Below are 18,270 nucleotides of genomic sequence, written 5' to 3'. Positions count from 1 at the left end.
CTCCAACGGGGAAGGTCGCACGCGTGCCAGCAGACGGTTTCCAGAGCGGCGCCTTCCAGCACACGGTCAAGACGCCGGCCCTGTTCGCCGGCGTCGGCGTCCACACCGGCGAGTTTACGCGCGTGGCCGTTCGGCCCGCCGCGCCTGACACGGGTATCGTCTTCGTTCGCATCGACGTCGACGCCCACGACAACCTCGTGCCCTGCACCCCGCAGTCGGTCTGCAAGACCCAGCTAGGCACGGTGATCACCAACCCGGCCGGCGTCACCGTGGCCACCATCGAGCACCTGATGGCCGCGCTGGTGATGTCGGGGATCGACAACGCCGTGGTCGAGCTGGACGGGCCGGAGATGCCGATCATGGACGGCTCGTCCTGGCCATTCCTCAAGATCCTCGACCGCGCCGGGCGCAGGCCCCAGGCGGCCGCGCGCCGGTTCATCGAGATCCTCGACACGGTCGAGGTGGTGGACGGCGACAAGCGCGCGACGCTGAGGCCGGCGATGCGGTTCGAGGTCGCCTTCGCGATCGAATTTCCCACCGCCGTGATCGGCCGCCAGGAAATCGACCTGCCGATGGACGAGACCGCGTTCCGCCGTGAGCTGGCCGATTGCCGCACCTTCGGCTTCCTGCACGAGGTCGAGGCCCTGCGCGCCATGGGCCTGGCCCGGGGCGGCACGCTGGAGAACTGCGTGGTGATCGAGGGCGACCGGGTGCTCAACCCCGAGGGGCTGCGCCGTCCCGACGAGTTCGTGCGCCACAAGGCGCTGGACGCCATCGGCGACCTCTATGTGCTGGGCGCCCCGATCCTCGGCCGCTTCGAGGGCGAGCTGGCCGGCCATGGCATCAACAACCAGCTGGTCCGCGCCCTGGTCGCGCGCCCCGACGCCTGGCGCATCCGCACCTTCGCCGACGAGATCGCCATCGCGGTCTGACCCCTGCGCCGGGCCTTACGGGGTGACCGCGTCAGCCAGCCCAAGCCCTGTCCGAAGCTCCCGCCGGGCCGCCGCGAACATCTCGGCGAACGCCGGATCCCTAGACGCCGAGGCATAGTAGAGCGCCGCCGCTGTGCGGCTGGCGGTGGCGTCGGTGGGGAAGTGAATGCCGCCGACAATCCGGTTGTAGGCGAACACGTCGGCGCGGGCGAAGATCGCGTCACGCCGTTCCGGAACCAGGGCCGAGAACGCCTCGGCCACCGTGTACATGAACACCCCGTGCCCGCTGGGATAGGCGCTGGTCTCCGGCTGGTCGATGCAAGGCCGGATGCGCCCGTCGATCACATTGGGCCGGGCGCGATTGTAGACCGCTTTGGCCACCGCGGTGATCACGAAGGTGTCCTCGACCAGGGCGCCGATCAGGCGGGTGGTGGACGGATAGGCCTCAGCGGTGGCGGCCGCGCCGAATACGCCGACGAACGGATCGAAGATCGACAGCTCCGCGTCGGTTCTGGCGAAGGCGCAGTCGGCGGCCGAGCGGGTGGCCTGGACGCGGGTCAGTTCATCCACGTCGCGGCGCGCCTGCGGGCTTTCGGGTATCGGCGGAGGGCCGATCCATCGGGCGATCGCGGCGGGGTCGGCGGCCGGGAAGTGCAGGGCGGCGTCGGCGCCGAATGCGCCCTGCGGCGTCAGGCAGGCCGACAGGACCAGCGCCGCGATCCAGCGGGTCGGCGGGGCGGCGCTCACTTTGGCTTCCGCGTGGCGTCGGGAGCCGGTTTCCCGTTGCAGAAGATCCCGTACTTGCCGGTCGGCGCGGACGCCGCCGCTGCGGGCTTTTCATCGCATTGAATGCCGTATTTGCCGGTCGGCGCCTTGGGCGTCGGCTTGGATTTGGGCGGGATCATGCCGTTGCAGAGCAGGCCGTAGTTCCCCTTGGCGTCGGGCGCGACGGCGGGCGCGGGCCTGTCGTTGCAGAGGAGGCCGTATTTGCCGCTCGGTCCGCCGGGTTGCGGATCGGATCCGGCCGCCCGCAGATTGCACAGAATCCCGTAGTTTCCGGCGGGCTTGCCGGCGGCGGGACGGGCGTTGCACTGGATCCCATACTTGCCGGGCTCGGCCTGCGCCGCGCTGGCTGGTCCTGTCGGAGTCTGCGCTGTGGCGGCGCAGGCCCATCCGATCATGGCGACGCTGGCCAGGATCACCGGGAGGCGAGTTCGCATCGAGCCATCTCCTGTCGCTCAGGCCCCTTGGACCCAGGTCAGGATGAGCGGGATCGCCGCGGCGCGCGCTACCCGAACGGGTAGGGAATTGCCGACGGGCGGTTGCCCTGCTTCAGTGGGCGCGGAGGCGTCCCCATGACCCGCGAAGCGATGCAGGACCAGCTCGACCGGCTCTACAGGCCGCCCCACGCCATGGTGGTCGCCAAGAGCCTGGACCGGATCGATCCGCATGGGCGGCGGTTCATCGAACTCTCACCGTTCGTGGTGATCGGCTCGTTCGGCGCGACCGGCGTCGATGTCTCGCCGCGCGGGGGAGGGGCGGGGTTCGTGCGCGTGGCCGAGGATGGCCTCAGCCTGCTGATGCCCGACCGGCCCGGCAACAACCGCCTGGATACGCTGAAGAACATCGCTTCGGGCGCTGGCGAGGTCGGGCTGATGTTCATGATCCCGGGCGTCGACGACATCTATCGCGTCAATGGGACCGCGACCCTGGTGGTCGACGAGGCGCTGGCGGCGGGCTTTGAGGAGTTTGGCAAGGTCCCCAAGGCGATCCTGAGGGTCGCCGTGCGCGAGGCCTTCCTGCACTGCCCCAAGGCGCTGATGCGGGCCGACCTGTGGGGCCAGACCCACCGCGTCGAACGCGCCACCCTGCCAACTCTGTCGGAGATGGTCAGCGATCAGCTGAACCTAGCCAAGCCCACCGCCACCCAGGCCGAGGAGGTCGATGGCCTGCGCAAGACCCTGTGAAGGCGTTTCGCCCACGGCAAAGCCCCGAGCCGCCGTTTGCGCGCCACAGTCGGTGGTGTAGATAGCTCTCCTCGCGTGGGGCGCGCGCGCATGTCTGAGGTGAAGGTGATTTTGATCCGTAGGTCCTGGTTGCGTCCAGCGCTCGTCGCCGCCCTTTGCGCCCTGGCGCTCGCCGGTTGCGCCGGCAACAAGAAGCCCAAGGTCCGGCTGGCCTATGAAGAACGGCCGGTGGAGCTGCTCTATTCCACCGGCGCCGACCGGATGGACAAGCACCTGTGGTCCCAGGCTGTCGACTACTTCCGGGAGGTGGAGCGCCAGCACCCCTATTCGGAGTGGTCGCGGCGCGCGATCCTGATGCAGGCCTTCGCCCACTATCAGGCCAATGACTACGACGAGGCCATTGCCGATTCGGACCGTTTCATCTCGCTCTATCCCGGCCACAGCGCCGCGGCCTACGCCCACTATCTGAAGGCCATCTGCTACTTCGAACAGATCGTCGACGTCGGCCGCGACCAGGCCGCCACGGGCCAGGCACTGGACAATCTGCGCGAGGTCGCCTCTCGCTATCCGAGCACCGAATACGCCCATGATGCACGGCTGAAGATCGACATGGTCAACGACCAGCTGGCCGGCAAGGAGATGACCATCGGCCGCTGGTATCTGCGCCAGGGCGACACCATCGCCGCGGTCGGCCGCTTCAAGACCGTGGTCGACCGCTATCAGACCACCAGCCATACGCCAGAGGCGCTCTATCGCCTGGTCGAGGCCTATCTGACCGTGGGCCTGCTCGACGAAGCGCGGAAGAACGGCGCGGTGCTGGGCTATAACTATCCCGGCGACGCCTGGTACGCCGACGCCTACCGGCTGCTCACCTCCAAGGGCCTGCGACCCGCCGTCGAACCGTCGGCCAACAGCCGGCGCAGCCTGTTCCACATCCCCTTTACCAAGGACAAGAGCCGCACGGCGCCGCCGCCGATGGCCACCACCGCCTCGGCCATGGCGGTCAAGTCCGATGCCGGCGCAGCCTCGACCGAGGCGCTGCCGGCCACCGAGCCCACCGCCACAGTGACCAAGGACACCAAGGACCCGAACGCCACGCCCAAGAAGCGCGGCTGGTTCCACCTACCCTTCACCAAGGGCTAGACGCGGCGGCGGCGTCAGCGGCATGCGATGGCTGGGCAGAGAGAACAAAAAGTGATCAAATGTGACTCGGCGGCCTTAGTTCCGGGCGCTGATTGCAGGTGATCGTCTCTCCATGCTGATCGGACTGTGGATTCGCGACGTGGTGCTGATCGAGGCCCTGGATCTGTCCATCGGGCCGGGCCTGACCGTGCTGACCGGCGAGACCGGGGCCGGCAAGTCGATCATTCTGGATGCGCTGGGCCTGGCGACCGGCGCGCGGGCCGACGCGGGGCTGGTGCGCCGCGGCGCGAGCCAGGCGGCCGCCTCGGCAGTGTTCGCGCCGTCACCAGGCCATCCGGTCTGGGACCTGCTGGAGGAAAAAGGGCTCTCCTACGCCCGCGACGAGGATCTGGTGCTGCGCCGGACGCTCGCCGCCGACGGTCGTAGCCGCGCCTTCGTCAATGACCAGGCCACCGGCGTCGGTGTGCTGAAGGAGGTCGGCGAGGCCTTGTTGGAGGTGCACGGCCAGCATGAGACGGTCGGCCTGCTCGACGCGCGCACCCACCGGCCGATGCTCGACGGATTCGGTGGTCTCGACGCCCGGAGCCGAGCGGTCGCGGAGCGCTGGCGCGGCTGGCGCACGGCGCGCGAGGCGGTCGAGGCCCTGCGCGCCGAGGTGGTCCGCGCCGACGCCGAGACCGAGGACCTGACGCTGCGCCTGGCCGACCTGGACCGGATGGATCCGCGCGAGGGCGAGGAGGCGGCGCTGGCCGAGGAGCGCGCCATCCTGGGCGCGTCGGAAAAGGCGCTGGCCGACATCGCCACCGCCCGGGAGGTGTTCGACGGACTCTGCGGCCGCATCGCGGGCGCCGCACGCGCGCTCAGTCGCGCCCACGAGCGCGCGCTGCTGGCCGGGGCGGCCGAAACCGGCGCCGCAGTCCGGCGTCTTACCGAGGCGGCCTCGGCGATCGAGCGGGTGCTGATCGAGGCCGGAGAGGCCGAAGCCTGCGTGGACGCCGCCGCCGAGGCGTTTGATTTTGAGCCCGCGCGCCTGGAGAAGGCCGAGGAGCGTCTGTTCGACCTGCGGGGTCTCGCCCGCAAGCTGAGCGTCAGCGTCGAGGAACTTCCCCTGCTTCGCGCCCGCTTCGCCGAGCGGCTGCGCGCGGTGGAGACTTGCGAGGATGCGTTGCGCGCCGCCGAGGCCGCGCTGGACGCCGCGCGCCAGGCCTACCTGGCCGAGGCGGGCCGGCTCTCCGCGGAGCGCATCGCCGCCGGCGAACGGCTCGCCAGGGCGGTCATGGCTGAACTCGCCCCGCTCAAGCTCGACAAGGCCCGGTTCCGGGTCGCCGTGGCGGCACAGGCCGAGGACAGGGCGGGTCCCACCGGCCTCGATCGCGTGGCCTTCGAGATCGCCACCAACCCGGGCGCGCCGTTCGGCGACCTGGGGGCGATCGCCTCCGGCGGCGAACTGGCGCGCTTTTCGCTGGCGCTGAAGGCGGCGCTGGCCGGGCGGGGCGGGGGACCGCAACCGCTGATGATCTTTGACGAGGTGGACCAGGGCGTGGGCGGGGCGGTCGCCGACGCCGTCGGCCTTCGGCTGAAGCGCCTGGCGGCCCCTGGTCCGGGACAGGAAGGGGCCCAGGTGCTGGTGGTCACCCACTCCCCCCAGGTCGCCGCGCGCGCCGAAGCTCACTGGCGCATCACCAAGGCCGGCGACGGCGAACGCCTGCGCACCGTCGTCGAGCCCCTCGGAGCCGCCGACCGCGAGGAAGAGATCGCCCGCATGCTCGCCGGCGCCGAAGTCACCGACGCGGCGCGGGCGGCGGCGCGGGCGCTGATGGAGGCCTGAGGGCGGGCTTGCGCCATATACGGAAATTCCGTATAACCTGAGGATTGGGCGCCTTGGACTTTGAATGGGATCCCGCGAAGGCGGCTTCGAACGAACGGAAGCATGATGTTCGATTTGGCGCCGCGATTGAGGTGTTTCTGGACGGTCATAGGTTGGACGCCGACGCCACCCGCAAAGGCGACGGAGAAGATCGGCGGAAAGTTGTCGGTGTGATCGACGGACGGCTTCTAACGTTGGTCTACTCACGACGCGGCCAGGTTGTCCGGGTGATTTCGGCGCGACCTTCGAACGCCCAGGAGGCAAGGCGATATGGCTATCGTTAGATACACGCTCGATCCTCGGAATGCGCCGGGCTTTACGGAAGCCGAACTGGCCCGCCTCGACGCCATGACGGACGAGGAGATCACAGCCGCGGCCCTGTCTGATCCTGACAATCCTCCGCTTACCGAAGAGGAACTCGACCGCATGGTCGAGGCGAGGTTCGTCCGTCTTGTGCGCGAGGGCACGGGCCTGAGTCAGGCGAAGTTCGCCGAAGCCTATCAGATCAACCTCGCCCGGTTGCGCGATCTTGAGCAGGGGCGCACGCGGCCCGACAGCGCCCTTCGCGCCTACTATGCGGTCATTGCGCGCCGGCCCGACGTGGTCGCCGAATGCCTTGAGTCCGCAGGCGCCTGAACAGGTGATTTCGCCGCACCACCTGCGTTAGATGTAGCCTATGGAGCCCGTTGATCACCCCGCCGCTGAGCTCACCGAGGCGCAGGCCGCCGAGGCGCTGACGCGCTTGGCCGACGAGATCGCCGCGCACGACATCCGCTATCACCAACGCGACGACCCCACCGTTTCCGACGCTGACTATGACGCGCTGAAGCGGCGCAACCTGGAGATCGAGGCGCTTTTCCCGCATCTGGTGCGCGAGAACTCGCCATCGCTTCGTGTGGGCGCCGAGCGGTCGGAGCAGTTCGCGCCAGTGGCCCATGGCGTGCCGATGCTCAGCCTCGACAACGCCTTTTCCGACGAGGACGCCGTCGATTTCGACGCCCGCATCCGCCGCTTCCTCAGGCTCCCGTCCGACCAGACCGTGGGCTATACGGCCGAGCCCAAGATCGACGGCCTGTCCTGCTCCATTCGCTACGAGCAGGGCGTCCTGACCCAGGCCGCCACGCGGGGCGATGGGCGGGTCGGTGAAGACGTCACGCAGAACGTCCGCACCATCGCCGGCATTCCCAAACGGCTCCAGGGTTCCGGCTGGCCCGCTGTGATCGAGGTGCGGGGCGAGATCTATCTGGGCCACGAGGCGTTTCGCGCGCTGAACGCCGCGGCCACCGCGGCGGGGACCAAGACCTATGCCAATCCGCGCAACGCTGCGGCCGGCTCGCTGCGCCAGATCGACCCGAGGATCACCGCCGCGCGGCCGCTGAGCTTCTTCGCCTATGCCTGGGGTCTGCACAGCGACGCCTTCGCGCAGACCCAGTGGGCGGCGCTGGCCAGCCTCAAGGCCTGGGGGTTCCAGACCACCCCCCAGAGCCGGCGGGTTGAGAACGCCGCCGGCCTGCTCGCCGCCTATGCCGAGATGGAGGCGCTCAGGCCCCGGCTCGCCTATGACATCGACGGCGTGGTCTACAAGGTCGACCGCCTGGACTGGCAGCAGCGGCTGGGGTTCGTCACCCGAACGCCGCGCTGGGCGGTGGCGCGCAAGTTTCCGGCGCAGCAGGCGCGCACGATCCTCGACGCCATCGACATTCAGGTCGGCCGCACCGGGGCCATAACCCCGGTCGCGCGGCTGCGCCCGGTGACGGTGGGCGGCGTTGTCGTGGAGAACGCCACCCTGCACAACGCCGACGAGATCGCGCGCAAGGACATCCGCGTCGGCGACACCGTGATCCTGCAGCGCGCCGGCGACGTGATCCCACAGATCGTCAGCGTCGTCCTGGCCGAACGGCCGGTGGGCGCTGAGCCCTATCGCTTCCCGACCAATTGCCCGTGCCCGCTGGCGACGCCGCTGGCCCGGGAGACCACCGCCTCGGGCGCGGAGACCGTGGTGCGTCGCTGCACCGGCGAGTTCGCCTGCCCGTTCCAGAAGCTTGCGCACCTGCGCCACTTCGTCTCCCGCCGCGCCTTCGACATCGAGGGCCTCGGCGAAAAGCAGCTGGCCCTGTTCGTGGAGAGCGGCTGGCTCGACGCGCCCGCCGACATCTTCCGCCTGCACGAGAAGCGGGCCGAAATCCTTGAGCTGGAGCGGTTTGGCGAGACCAGTGTCGGCAACCTCTTGGAGAGCATCGAGGCGCGCCGCGACATCGCGCTGGACCGCTTCATCTACGGTCTGGGCATCCGCCATATCGGCGAGACCACCTCGCTGGCCCTGGCCCGCCACTTCGAGACGGCGGAACGGTTCGTGGAGGTCGCCGAGGCCGCCGCCGGCCAGACGGCCGGGCCGATCTATGCGGAGCTCTCTGATCTCGAGGGCCTGGGCCCCACGGCGGTGGAGGCGGTGCTGGACTTCGCACGCGAGCGCCGGGCGATGCTCATTCCGCCGGAAATCTCACTGGTGGAGCATCTTCGGCTGGCTGTTCCCAGGCTCAATTCGAGGGCCCGCGCGGCGCTGGCGGCCCGCTTCGGCGACTGGGCGAGCTTCGAGGCCGCGGCGATCCGAGCGGCGGCCGAGACCCCTGGGGAGGCGTTCCTGGAGGTCGCCTCGACCGACGCTGTCGGGGTTGTGGCCGCGCGGATGATCGCCGAGTTCTTCGCCGAGGATCACAACCGCCGCCTTGTGGACAACCTCATGGGCGAACTGAGAGTCATCCCGGCCGAGCGGCCCAAAACCGATACCGCGGTCGCCGGCAAGACCATCGTTTTCACCGGCGCCCTGGAAAAGCTCACCCGCGACGAGGCCAAGGCCCAGGCCGAGGCCCTGGGCGCCAAGGTCTCCGGCTCCGTCTCGAAGAAAACCGACCTGGTGGTCGCGGGCCCCGGCGCGGGCTCGAAGCTGGCCGAGGCGGCCCGGCTCGGCGTCCAGGTGATCACCGAGGCGGCCTGGCTGGAGATGGTCGGCGGCTGACGGCGCGTCGCCTGAATTTCCCGGCCCTGCGCGGCGGGGTGATCGAGCTGGGCGCCGGCTGGGTGGCGGACTTCTTGCATCGCCTCGACGGCGCCTGGAAGGGCTGGCGCAAGACCGATCCGGTGTCGCGGGCCTCTCGATGCCGCCCTTGGCGTTCATCCGGCGGGCCCTGCGCTTCACGCCCTTCGCCACCGAGAACGTCGGCACGATCATCCGCGAGGGCGGCGAGGAGCTCTTCCTGTTCTCCTCCGATTTCCCGCACCCGGAGGGCACGAAGAATCCGATCCAGCGGTTCGAAGCCAGCTTTGAGGGTTTCAGCGAGGACGCGAAGGACCGTTTCTACCGCCGGAACTTCGAGGACCTGTTCTCGCCCGGCTGAACGGGATGGCCTAGACCGCGACAGCCTTGGCCAGCTTCCAGACGTTCTTGGCCTTTGGCGCAGTCGGCTCGTCGGTCGCCAGGCCGTAGAGCCAGCCCTGCGCTAGGTCGACGCCGGCGCGGCGGACCTCGTCCTCGACCCGGGAGGTTTCCACCATCTCCGCCAGGGTACGAATGCCGAGCTCGCGGCACATGGCTACCAGGTGCTTCACAAAGGTCGAGCCGCGGCCGCCGAACTGCAGGTCGCGGACGTAGCGGCCGTCGATCTTCAGGACGTCGAAGTGCAACTGCTGCAGATAGGCGAGGGAGGCAGCGCCCGCGCCGAAATCGTCGAGGCACACCTCGCAGCCCGCGGTCCTCAGGACCTGGAGGCGCTCGTCGGCCAACGACAGATCGTCGATCGCGGCGCTCTCGGTGAGCTCGAACATTAGCCGCCCGCGCAGGCTCGTATGTGCGCGGATCAGGCCCATGGCGCGGTCAATGTACGACGCGCTGACGATGCTGCGGCCGGACACGTTGACCGCGAGCCTCAGGCCGTCGATCGGCGCCATGACGTTCACGGCCTTCTCCAGGATCGCGAAGTCCAGGGCCTCGATCAGATCCATCTCCTCGGCCATGCGGATCTTTGGGAAGGGGCTCTCGTCGTCTCCGAAGCGCACCAGCACCTCGAAGTGATGCAGCTCGCGGGCATGCAGCGCCACCACGGGCTGGTAGGCGAGCGCGAACGCCCTGTCTGAGATCACTGCGCCCAGGGCGCCGGCCTTCGCCAGGGTCTGCTCCATGGCGCGGTTCAGGGCCTCGGCGAGGTTGCCGGGGGTCGGCCAACCCGCACCGTCGCGGGCGAAACCTTCGAGCGCATAGCGAAGCGCCTTGAGCATCTGCTGCGGACGGTCCACGCCCTCCATCGCCATGAGCCCGGCGCTGGTCGCGATCGGCGCATCGACGATCATGCCCATCAGCCGCGTCAGCCGCGCCGCGAACGCCTCCGGCGGCTCGCCGCGGGCCCGGACCACCGCGAACCGTTCGGAGTCCAACTCCGTCGCCGCTGCCCCGCCCCAGGCCTGGGCGCGCAGCAGGCCGGCAACCTGGGCCTCGAGCTCCTGCCGCGCCTCCGGCGGCCCTTCGGCGCGCGCCGCGTCGAGCCCGGCGAGCTCGACGAGCGCGAGTTCCAAGTCCCCTCCGGTCTCCCTGGCGCCTTGCTGCATTCCGTGCGCCAGGGCTTCGAATTCGGCGCGGTCTGGCAGCCGGCCCGCCGAGGCTGGCGCCACGTAGCGGGCCTGGGACAGCGCGCAGGAGATTGCGCCCTTGTTCTGCGGCAGGCGGAGCGCCGTGAGCGTGGCGGCCCGGTCCGGCGCGGCCAGACGGACGACAACAGGACCTGCCCGCCGGCCGGCTTCCAGGCCTTCGATAAGCATTGCCAGCATGCAGCGGTCGTCGGGGTCGATGAAGTCGCGCCAGGCGCGGCCGATCAGGGAGGTTTCGGCCGCGCCCGACAACGCTTCGCTGGCCCCCAGGGCAAACGCGATGGTCTTGTCGGGAGCGATCTCGATCAACAGGTCGGCGCTGGCGAACGCGAACCCCAGCAACCGAGGCGAAACGATAGGCAAGACGATGATCCCCGCAGGGCCGGCAGAATAGAAGCTCTTCCTTAATTCGCGGTTTCGGCGCGCGCCCGGAGCCTTCACAATGGGGTCACCCCGATCTGCTGGAGTGACGCCATGATCGCCGCCGTGTTCGCCGCCGCGCTTGCTCTCTCGCCAGCCTGTGACCTTGAGCATCCCTCCGGCAAGGCGGGCTGTACGCGCGCGGCGGTCGATGGGCTGAAGATCAACCAGATCCAGACGGTCGGCAGTCACAATAGCTACAAGGCGGCCATCGCGCCCATGGAGATGGCCATGCTGCGCGCCAGGAACCCCAAGGCCGCTGACACCCTGGACTACAGCCATCCGGCGCTCACCGAACAGCTCAACGACGGTGCGCGCCAGTTGGAAATCGATTTCGTCTACGATCCCGACGGCGGTCGCTATGCGACGCCTCTGGCTCGAAAGCTGGCGCCCGACACCACGCCCTACGACCTGTCGACCATGGCCAAACCGGGCATGAAGGTGATCCACGTTCCCGATATCGACTACCGCGTGGTCTGCCAGCCCTTCACCGCCTGCCTGAAGGAGATCCGCACCTGGTCGAACGCGCATCGCGATCATGTGCCGATCCTGATCATCTTCAACCTCAAGCAGGACCAGCTGAAAGTCCCCGGCGCGGTGAAGCTCCTGGCGTTTGACGCCGCGGCCATGGACGCCATCGACGTCGAGATCCGTTCGGTGTTCAAACCCGGCGAGCTGATCACGCCAGATCAGGTGCAGGGCAGGCGCAGGACCCTGCGCGAGGCGGTGCTGGCTGGCGGCTGGCCGACGCTGAAGGCTGCCCGAGGCAAGTTCCTCTTCGCCATGGATGAGTCCCCCGAGGTGGTCGCCGTCTACCGCGGCGCGCGCAGGAGCCTGGAGGGCCGGGTCACCTTCATCAACACCGACGAGGCCTCACCCGCCGCCGCCTACATCACTTTGAACGAGCCGATCGACCTGCAGTCGCGCATCCGGGCGGCTGTGAAGGCCGGGTTCATCGTTCGCACCCGCGCCGACGCCGACACCTGGGAGGCGCGGCGCAATGACACCGGACCCCGCGAGGCGGCGTTCGCCTCGGGCGCGCAATACGTGTCCACCGACTACATGCGCGCTGACCCCCGGTTCAGCGCGTATCAGGCCCGCCTGCCGGGCGGCGGGATCGCCCGGCTCGATCCTGTGCTCGCCAAGCCCTAGACCCTGTCCCCGGACTCGCGCGATCCTCGCCGCCGGATCTTGGAGTGGCGTATGGCGCGGACGCAGCCGAAGAGCGTGATGCGATGGCTGCCGGGCATTCTCGCGCCACGCCCGCGGTTGACCGCCGCCATCGCCGCCGGCGTGGGGGTGGGCGTCGGACTGATCGTCCTCGCCCCGCAGATGGCCGCCTCGACCCGGATGATCCTGGGTTGGGACGCGCTGACGGTGAGCTTTCTCGGCGCCATGCTGGCCAGCATGATCGAGCATGGCCCCACCGACATACGCGCCAGGGCGGCGATCGACGACGAGGGCCGCGGCGTGATCCTGGCCCTGGTGCTGATCGCCTCGGCGGCCAGCGTCTGGGCGGTCGGGATCGAGCTGTCGATGGCCAAGGATGCGCACGGCCTCGCCAAGGCCTGGCACATCCTGCTGGCCTTTTTCACCGTCGTCGCCTCCTGGCTGATGGTGCAGATGATCTTCGCCCTGCACTACGCCCATGAATATTATGGCGTCGACGAAGACGATGGGGCGGCCGATGCGGGCGGGCTCAATTTTCCGGGGGTCAAGGAGCCCGACTATTGGGACTTCCTGCACTTCGCCGTCGTCATCGGGGTGGCCTGCGCCACCGCGGACGTGGAATTCACGTCGAAGGGCCTGCGCCGGCTGGGCACCGTGCAGAGCCTAGTCGCCTTCGCCTTCAACACGATCATCGTCGCCCTCACCATCAACCTGACGGCAGGGTTGTTCTAGGCGACGGATCCTCCCCCGCAGCGGGGGGACTATGATGATCGCCGGATCGAGCGACACTCTTGACCTGGGTGGCGTTGTCCTGCCCGGTAGGCGGCGGCGATACCCGACGTTGGCGACCAACAAGCAGACCGGCAGAATGTCCGAGAGAGTTGGATGGCGGACGTTAGCTTCGCTGCCAGCCGAACCTCATTGGCTGCCATCCGCAATTCTACAAACATGTCGGTGGACACCCCACCTGAGGCGACCCTCTCGGAGTTCGTTGAGGCTATCCGTGGCCTCAAGGTTACTGCGGTCAATTTGAAGCAAATGCAGATGCGGCTGGGGATCTCCGCCATAGGAAGCAATCAAGTACTCACTTGGGGTTACGCGAAGCGCGGGATGGCTACCGCCGCTAGCCCAACGGTCCGCTTCCACCTTATCGCCGCCAAAGGTAGCAGGATACCCTGTGGGAAATACGGGTTTGTGTTCAAAGACGATGGGCCGGTGCGGACACCGGCCCATTGGCCGCGACTTGGCCGGGTTTCGCTCCCGCATATCTGTAGGATCGCTAGGCCTGCAGCTGGCCCGCCGCGGACTTGCCGCTGCGGGGGTCCTTTTCGAGCTCGTAGGTGATCTTCTGGCCTTCGTCCAAAGACCGCAGGCCCGCGCGCTCGACCGCGGAGATGTGCACGAACACGTCAGGGCCGCCCTCATCCGGCTGGATGAATCCGAAGCCCTTGGCGCCATTGAACCATTTGACGGTGCCGGTAGCCATGTAAGGTCTGGTCCCTCGATAGGTTATTGCCGCCGGCCCACGCATTTGCGCCGGCGATCTCAGTTCGCGAGGGCTCGGCAGGCGGGTCCGGCGCCCGATCAATCCGGCGGGGCCTGATCGATCAAGGCGGGGAAGGGCGACCGAACCCTGGCGAATTCGATGCCCGCCACCGTGGCGGAATTCCAAAGCGCACGCAAGACGGGCGAATTTGTCGGAGAAATCTCGAAACCAATCGCCGGCTTGCCCATATAGTCCCTGACGCCCGCGCTCATCGCGGCGCTCAAGTGTGGAGAGGCGTGCATGACCCTCATCGAAAAGATTCCGACCCTGACCGATGAACAGGTGGTCAACCTGCTGGCCAATGCGCGGCGCCTGCACGCCGACGGCGATGAGCGTCAACAGGCCGCGGCGAGCGAGTTGCTGCCGGCGTTGGAGGCCGCCGCCACCGCGCGCCGCAGTGAACGACTGGCCTCGGCCCAGGCCAAACGCACGGCGGCGCGCAAGCCCAAGACGGTCGCCGCCTGAGCCGCGCGTCCCGGCCCTGCCGTGGATTTCGGGGTTCCAGAGCGGTCGCCATGCGCCTAAAGGAATTTGTCCCGGGCCAGGGTCCGCGGCCGATGCCCTACGCCAATCCCTGCCCCAAGCCCTGCGAGACCTGAGCTCACCCTTGGCCGCCGCGACCACCCCCGAAGACCTCTCCAGGCTCATGACGCGCATCGCCGCCGGCGAGCGTGCGGCCCTTGGGCAGCTTTATGATGCGACCTCGGCGAAGCTGTTCGCCGTTTGCCTGCGTATCTTGTCCGACCGCGAGGAAGCCGAGGACATCTTGCAAGAGGTCTATCTCACCATCTGGCGAAGAGCCGACCGCTTCGACTCCGGCCGGGCGGGCGTCATGACGTGGGCCTCGACCATCGCCCGTAACCGGGCGATCGACCGGTTGCGCGCCCGAGGCCCCATGGCCTATGCCGAACAGGTCGACGATCTCCAGATCGCCGACGGCGCGGTCGGCGCCGAGGCCCTGCTGGTCACCGCCGGCGAGAATGGCCGCCTGCAGGACTGCCTCGCCCAGCTCGACGACCGCACCCAGCGCGCGATCCGCACCGCCTTTTTCGAGGGTCTGGCCTATTCCGCCCTGGCCAACCGCATGGATGCACCGCTGGGGACGGTGAAGAGCTGGATCCGTCGCGGTCTGGCCCGCCTCAAGGGGTGCCTGGAGCCATGAACGAGGGCCCCGATCTCACCGAAGCCGAAGCCTTCGCCGCCGAACACGCCCTGGGCGTGCTGTCCGCCGACGAGCGGCGCCAGGCTGAGGTTCGCGCCGCCGCCGATCCGGCGTTCGCCTCCCTGGTGGACGCCTGGCGCGCGCGCCTGACCCCCCTGGCCGAAGGGATCGCCCCCAAAACCGCACCGGCCGGACTTTGGCCGCGCATCGAGCGCGCCCTGCCGGCCAACGACAATACCGGCCGCGGAGCCGGTTTCTGGCGACGCGCGACCGTCGCGTCCCTGTCGCTGGCCGCGGCCAGCCTGGCGGCCGCCGTCATGCTGGCCAATCGGCCGGCCGTGCGGGTCCAGCCGCCCGCGCCCGGTCAGCTGCTCAACGCCAGTCTTGTCAGCCCCTCCGGCGCGCCGGTCCCGCTGTTCGTCGCCGCCTACGATCCGGCGCGCAAGGCGCTGATTGTCACGTCTCTGGTCCAGCCGGGCGGCGACCCCGCGCACGTCCACGAGCTGTGGGTGATCCCGGCCGACGGCAAGCCGCGCGCGCTGGGCTTCATCGAGCCCGGCAAGACCAAGTCGATGCCGCTGCCGCAAGGCCTGTTGTCCTCGCTGGCGGAAGGCGCGGCGATCGCCGTCTCGGTCGAGCCTCCGGGCGGCTCGAAGAGGCTCGACGCGCCCAGCGGCCCAATCGCGGCCGTCGGCAAGCTGGCGAAAATATAATTTCTCGGACATGCATCCGCTGATACGCATAGAAACGTAACAACTCGCATGACTGGCCGGTGGGGTCAGCATTCGAGGAATGAACTCAATGAAATCCAAGCTTATCTCGGCCGTTGTGGCCGGTATGGTCCTGGCCGCGTCGGCTGGAACTTTTGCGTCTGCCCAGATGTCTACGGCTCCTATGCATGAAAAAACCGTAACGGTCGGCGGCGCACCCATGTATCCTTCCAAGAACATCATTCAGAACGCGGTCAACTCCAAGGACCACACCACCCTGGTCGCCGCCGTCAAGGCCGCCGGCCTCGTCGAGACCCTCTCGGGTCCCGGCCCCTTCACCGTCTTCGCCCCCACCAACGCGGCCTTCGCCAAGCTGCCGGCCGGCACGGTGGAGATGCTCGTGAAGCCGGAGAACAAGGCCACCCTGACCAAGATCCTGACCTATCACGTGGTCGCCGGCCGGATGAGCGCCGCCGATCTGATGAAGACGGCCAAGATGGGCATGGGCAAGAACACCGTGAAGACCGTGCAGGGCGAGACGCTCACCGTCACCACCAAGGGCGGCGGCGTGATGCTCACCGACGCCAAGGGCGGCGCGTCCAAGGTGACCATCGCCAACGTCAGCCAGTCCAACGGCGTCATCCACGTCGTCGACACGGTGCTGATGCCGTAGCGCCAACGGGGGCCGGCCCTGCCGGCCCTCAGTTATTCCAACCATGAACAGGCACAAAAACCACGAAGTCGCTCCTGTCACCGCGCCACGGGCTTCCGGCTCGGGCTGCTGGTCAAATTCGGAAGCGCGCCAAGGGTCCAGATCGAGCGCTTCGCGGTTTAGTCATTCCGCGACCCCGAATTTCGACGCGGCGACCCTGGCGCCCTTTGCGCGGGCGCGTGGGCGTGGTGAACATTCGGGATGACCCATATCTCCCTCACCCGCCGCGGCGCCGCTGCTTTCGGCCTCGCCGCCATCGCCGCGCCGGCCTTCGCCACCAGCCCGGCCGACGTCCGTTTCGCCAGGCTCGCCGCGGCCTATGTGGACCAGATACCGGCGCTATCGCCCAGCCAGGCCACGGTGCTCGGCGACCATCGCTTCGACGGCCAGGTGGACGACATGTCCGCCGCCGGGCGCCGCGCGCGCGAGGATCTCGCCCGCCGGTTCCTGGCCCGCGCGGAACGCTTCCGTCCCGCTGAGCTCAGCCGCGAGAACCAAGTCGACCTGGCGCTGCTCAAGAACCAGCTGCGCTACGACATCTGGACCGACGAGGTGCTGCAGTCCTGGGCGTGGGACCCGCAACTCTACGCGGGCGTCGCCGGCAACGCGCTCTATTCGCTGATGGCCCGCGAGTTTGCGCCGCTGCCGGCGCGCCTGCGCTCGGTGATCTCGCGCATGCAGGCGCTGCCGGCGCTCTACGCCCAGATGCGGGAGCAGCTGCAACCGGCCCGCGTGCCGCTGATCCACGCCCAGACGGTGGCCAAACAGAACGCCGGCGTGCTCTCCATCCTCGACGGCATGGTCCTGCCCGCAGCCTCCGCCCTGCCGCCCTCGGACCAGGCGCGCCTGAAGGCCGCAGCCCAGACCCTGCGCGCCGCCGTCGCCGAACAGCAGACCTGGCTCGACACGGTGCTGGTCCCGGCCGCCAAGGGCGACTTCCGCCTGGGTTCGAAGCTGTACGATCAAAAGCTCGCGTTCGCCCTGGTCTCGCCCATGTCGCGGGCGGAAATCCGCGCCGCGGCGGATGCGGCGTTGAAGCAGACCCGCGCGGAAATGTATGGCGTTTCCCGCCGGGTCCTGGCCGGTCGGGCCGGCGTCCCGCCGATGCCTGAAGCGCCGGACGCCGCGACCCAGCAGAAGGCGATCGAGGCCGCGCTGGAGCTCGCCTATGCCGATCATCCGCCGCGCGATGGGGTGGTTCCGGCCTGCCGCGCCGCGCTCGCCGCCGCCACCGACTTCGTGCGCGCCAGGGACCTGATCACCCTGCCCGACGCGCCGGTCGAGGCGATCATCATGCCTGAGTACGCCCGCGGCGCCGCCGTCGCCTATTGCGATGCGCCTGGTCCGCTCGACCGCGGCCAGAAGACCTATGTCGACATCTCGCCGATCCCCGACGACTGGACCCCCGCCCAGGCCGAGAGCTTCCTGCGCGAATACAATCGCCGGGGCCTCAACGACACCATGATCCACGAGGCCATGCCTGGCCACTTCGTGCAGATCTGGCATTCCAACAAGCACCCCTCGGTGCTGCGAGCGCTCCTGGGCTCAGGCCCGTTCATCGAGGGCTGGGCGGTCTATGCCGAGGACATGATGGCCAAGCAGGGCTACCTTGATGGGGACCCCCTGTTCCGACTGCAGCAGCTGAAGACCCGGGTGCGCTCGATCACCAACGCCATCCTCGACCAGATGGTGCACGTGGACGGGGCGGGGGAGGCCGAGGTCATGGCCTTCCTGACGGTCACCGCCTTCCAGCAGGAGCGCGAAGCGGCCGGCAAGTGGACCCGCGCGCGGCTCGATTCGACCCAGCTCCCGAGCTATTTCGTCGGCGCCGCCGAGCACGACTCCCTGCGCGCCGAGGCCGAACGCCGCCAGGGCGCCGCCTTCGATCTCAAGCGCTATCACGACAAGGTCCTCAGCTACGGCTCACCTCCCAGCCGCTACGTCCGCGCACTGATGTTCGGCGGGTCGATCGGGTAGGGATTTGAACCACGGAAAACACGGAA

20 protein-coding genes are annotated in these 18,270 nt (G+C 68.7%); 15 read left to right on the top strand and 5 right to left on the bottom strand.

From position 1 onward, the window contains the following. Positions 1-23: 23 nt before the first annotated feature. Positions 24-932 carry a UDP-3-O-acyl-N-acetylglucosamine deacetylase gene (lpxC, locus tag RMN86_RS16870; protein WP_309607023.1) on the top strand — a complete coding sequence of 303 codons (909 nt, stop codon included), beginning with the start codon at positions 24-26 and terminating at the stop codon, positions 930-932. Between the two features lie 15 nt (positions 933-947). Here lpxC and RMN86_RS16865 read toward each other — a convergent pair whose 3' ends face one another. Together RMN86_RS16865 and RMN86_RS16860 are read right to left on the bottom strand one after the other, a co-directional pair. Continuing rightward, positions 948-1,679, bottom strand: a complete 732-nt coding sequence (locus RMN86_RS16865; RefSeq protein ID WP_309607022.1) for a phosphatase PAP2 family protein — start codon at positions 1,677-1,679, stop codon at positions 948-950. Next, the gene (locus RMN86_RS16860) at positions 1,676-2,152 is read right to left on the bottom strand and encodes a hypothetical protein (protein ID WP_309607021.1); all 477 of its coding nucleotides are present in this window, start codon (positions 2,150-2,152) and stop codon (positions 1,676-1,678) included. The genes RMN86_RS16865 and RMN86_RS16860 overlap by 4 nt, the downstream gene beginning before the upstream one ends. 135 nt (positions 2,153-2,287) lie before the next feature. On the opposite strand from RMN86_RS16860, the gene RMN86_RS16855 reads away from it, so the two are divergent. The 7 genes from RMN86_RS16855 (at position 2,288) to RMN86_RS16830 (ending at position 9,304) form a co-directional block, all read left to right on the top strand. Then, positions 2,288-2,899 (top strand): MSMEG_1061 family FMN-dependent PPOX-type flavoprotein, encoded by a 612-nt coding sequence (locus tag RMN86_RS16855; RefSeq protein ID WP_309607020.1) that lies wholly within the window; start codon positions 2,288-2,290, stop codon positions 2,897-2,899. Between the two features lie 90 nt (positions 2,900-2,989). Next, the gene (locus RMN86_RS16850; RefSeq protein WP_309607019.1) at positions 2,990-4,042 is read left to right on the top strand and encodes an outer membrane protein assembly factor BamD; all 1,053 of its coding nucleotides are present in this window, start codon (positions 2,990-2,992) and stop codon (positions 4,040-4,042) included. A 112-nt stretch (positions 4,043-4,154) separates the two neighbouring features. After that, positions 4,155-5,870 carry a DNA repair protein RecN gene (gene recN, locus RMN86_RS16845; RefSeq protein WP_309607018.1) on the top strand — a complete coding sequence of 572 codons (1,716 nt, stop codon included), beginning with the start codon at positions 4,155-4,157 and terminating at the stop codon, positions 5,868-5,870. A gap of 44 nt (positions 5,871-5,914) precedes the next feature. Next, entirely contained in the window at positions 5,915-6,193 is a 279-nt protein-coding gene (locus RMN86_RS18195) for a BrnT family toxin (protein ID WP_405041360.1), read from the top strand. After that, positions 6,180-6,545: a helix-turn-helix domain-containing protein gene (locus RMN86_RS16840; RefSeq protein WP_309607017.1), complete on the top strand. Its 366-nt coding sequence runs from the start codon at positions 6,180-6,182 to the stop codon at positions 6,543-6,545. Before RMN86_RS18195 ends, RMN86_RS16840 begins: the two co-directional genes overlap by 14 nt. Before the next feature lie 40 nt (positions 6,546-6,585). After that, complete coding sequence (ligA, locus tag RMN86_RS16835; RefSeq protein WP_309607016.1) at positions 6,586-8,925, top strand: NAD-dependent DNA ligase LigA; 2,340 nt, start codon at positions 6,586-6,588, stop codon at positions 8,923-8,925. Positions 8,926-9,073: 148 nt separating this feature from the next. After that, entirely contained in the window at positions 9,074-9,304 is a 231-nt protein-coding gene (locus RMN86_RS16830) for a hypothetical protein (RefSeq protein WP_309607015.1), read from the top strand. 10 nt (positions 9,305-9,314) lie between these two features. Here RMN86_RS16830 and RMN86_RS16825 read toward each other — a convergent pair whose 3' ends face one another. Next, the gene (locus RMN86_RS16825; RefSeq protein WP_309607014.1) at positions 9,315-10,910 is read right to left on the bottom strand and encodes an EAL domain-containing protein; all 1,596 of its coding nucleotides are present in this window, start codon (positions 10,908-10,910) and stop codon (positions 9,315-9,317) included. 111 nt (positions 10,911-11,021) lie between these two features. On the opposite strand from RMN86_RS16825, the gene RMN86_RS16820 reads away from it, so the two are divergent. Together RMN86_RS16820 and RMN86_RS16815 are read left to right on the top strand one after the other, a co-directional pair. Continuing rightward, positions 11,022-12,119: a phosphatidylinositol-specific phospholipase C1-like protein gene (locus RMN86_RS16820; protein ID WP_309607013.1), complete on the top strand. Its 1,098-nt coding sequence runs from the start codon at positions 11,022-11,024 to the stop codon at positions 12,117-12,119. A gap of 51 nt (positions 12,120-12,170) precedes the next feature. Next, on the top strand, positions 12,171-12,869 hold the full coding sequence (locus RMN86_RS16815; RefSeq protein ID WP_309607012.1) for a DUF1345 domain-containing protein: 699 nt from the start codon (positions 12,171-12,173) through the stop codon (positions 12,867-12,869). Positions 12,870-13,416: 547 nt separating this feature from the next. Here RMN86_RS16815 and RMN86_RS16810 read toward each other — a convergent pair. Further along, positions 13,417-13,623, bottom strand: a complete 207-nt coding sequence (locus tag RMN86_RS16810) for a cold-shock protein (protein ID WP_309607011.1) — start codon at positions 13,621-13,623, stop codon at positions 13,417-13,419. 98 nt (positions 13,624-13,721) lie between these two features. Further along, on the bottom strand, positions 13,722-13,895 hold the full coding sequence (locus RMN86_RS16805; RefSeq protein ID WP_309607010.1) for a hypothetical protein: 174 nt from the start codon (positions 13,893-13,895) through the stop codon (positions 13,722-13,724). A 28-nt stretch (positions 13,896-13,923) separates the two neighbouring features. On the opposite strand from RMN86_RS16805, the gene RMN86_RS16800 reads away from it, so the two are divergent. The 5 genes from RMN86_RS16800 to RMN86_RS16780 all read left to right on the top strand — a co-directional run bounded on the left by RMN86_RS16800 (position 13,924) and on the right by RMN86_RS16780 (position 18,244). Next, positions 13,924-14,148, top strand: coding sequence for a hypothetical protein (locus RMN86_RS16800; RefSeq protein ID WP_309607009.1), 225 nt, complete (start codon positions 13,924-13,926; stop codon positions 14,146-14,148). A 142-nt stretch (positions 14,149-14,290) separates the two neighbouring features. After that, complete coding sequence (locus tag RMN86_RS16795; RefSeq protein WP_309607008.1) at positions 14,291-14,845, top strand: sigma-70 family RNA polymerase sigma factor; 555 nt, start codon at positions 14,291-14,293, stop codon at positions 14,843-14,845. Continuing rightward, on the top strand, positions 14,842-15,558 hold the full coding sequence (locus tag RMN86_RS16790) for an anti-sigma factor domain-containing protein (RefSeq protein ID WP_309607007.1): 717 nt from the start codon (positions 14,842-14,844) through the stop codon (positions 15,556-15,558). Before RMN86_RS16795 ends, RMN86_RS16790 begins: the two co-directional genes overlap by 4 nt. A gap of 217 nt (positions 15,559-15,775) precedes the next feature. Then, positions 15,776-16,228 (top strand): fasciclin domain-containing protein, encoded by a 453-nt coding sequence (locus RMN86_RS16785; protein ID WP_309607006.1) that lies wholly within the window; start codon positions 15,776-15,778, stop codon positions 16,226-16,228. Positions 16,229-16,468: 240 nt separating this feature from the next. Then, positions 16,469-18,244, top strand: a complete 1,776-nt coding sequence (locus tag RMN86_RS16780) for a DUF885 domain-containing protein (RefSeq protein WP_309607005.1) — start codon at positions 16,469-16,471, stop codon at positions 18,242-18,244. Positions 18,245-18,270: the final 26 nt, after the last annotated feature.

This window comes from Phenylobacterium sp. (assembly GCF_031360265.1).
In the GTDB taxonomy this organism is placed as follows: Bacteria; Pseudomonadota; Alphaproteobacteria; order Caulobacterales; family Caulobacteraceae; genus Phenylobacterium.
The sequence above is the reverse complement of the archived record's forward strand: the minus strand, read 5'-3'. Positions and strand labels throughout refer to the sequence as shown.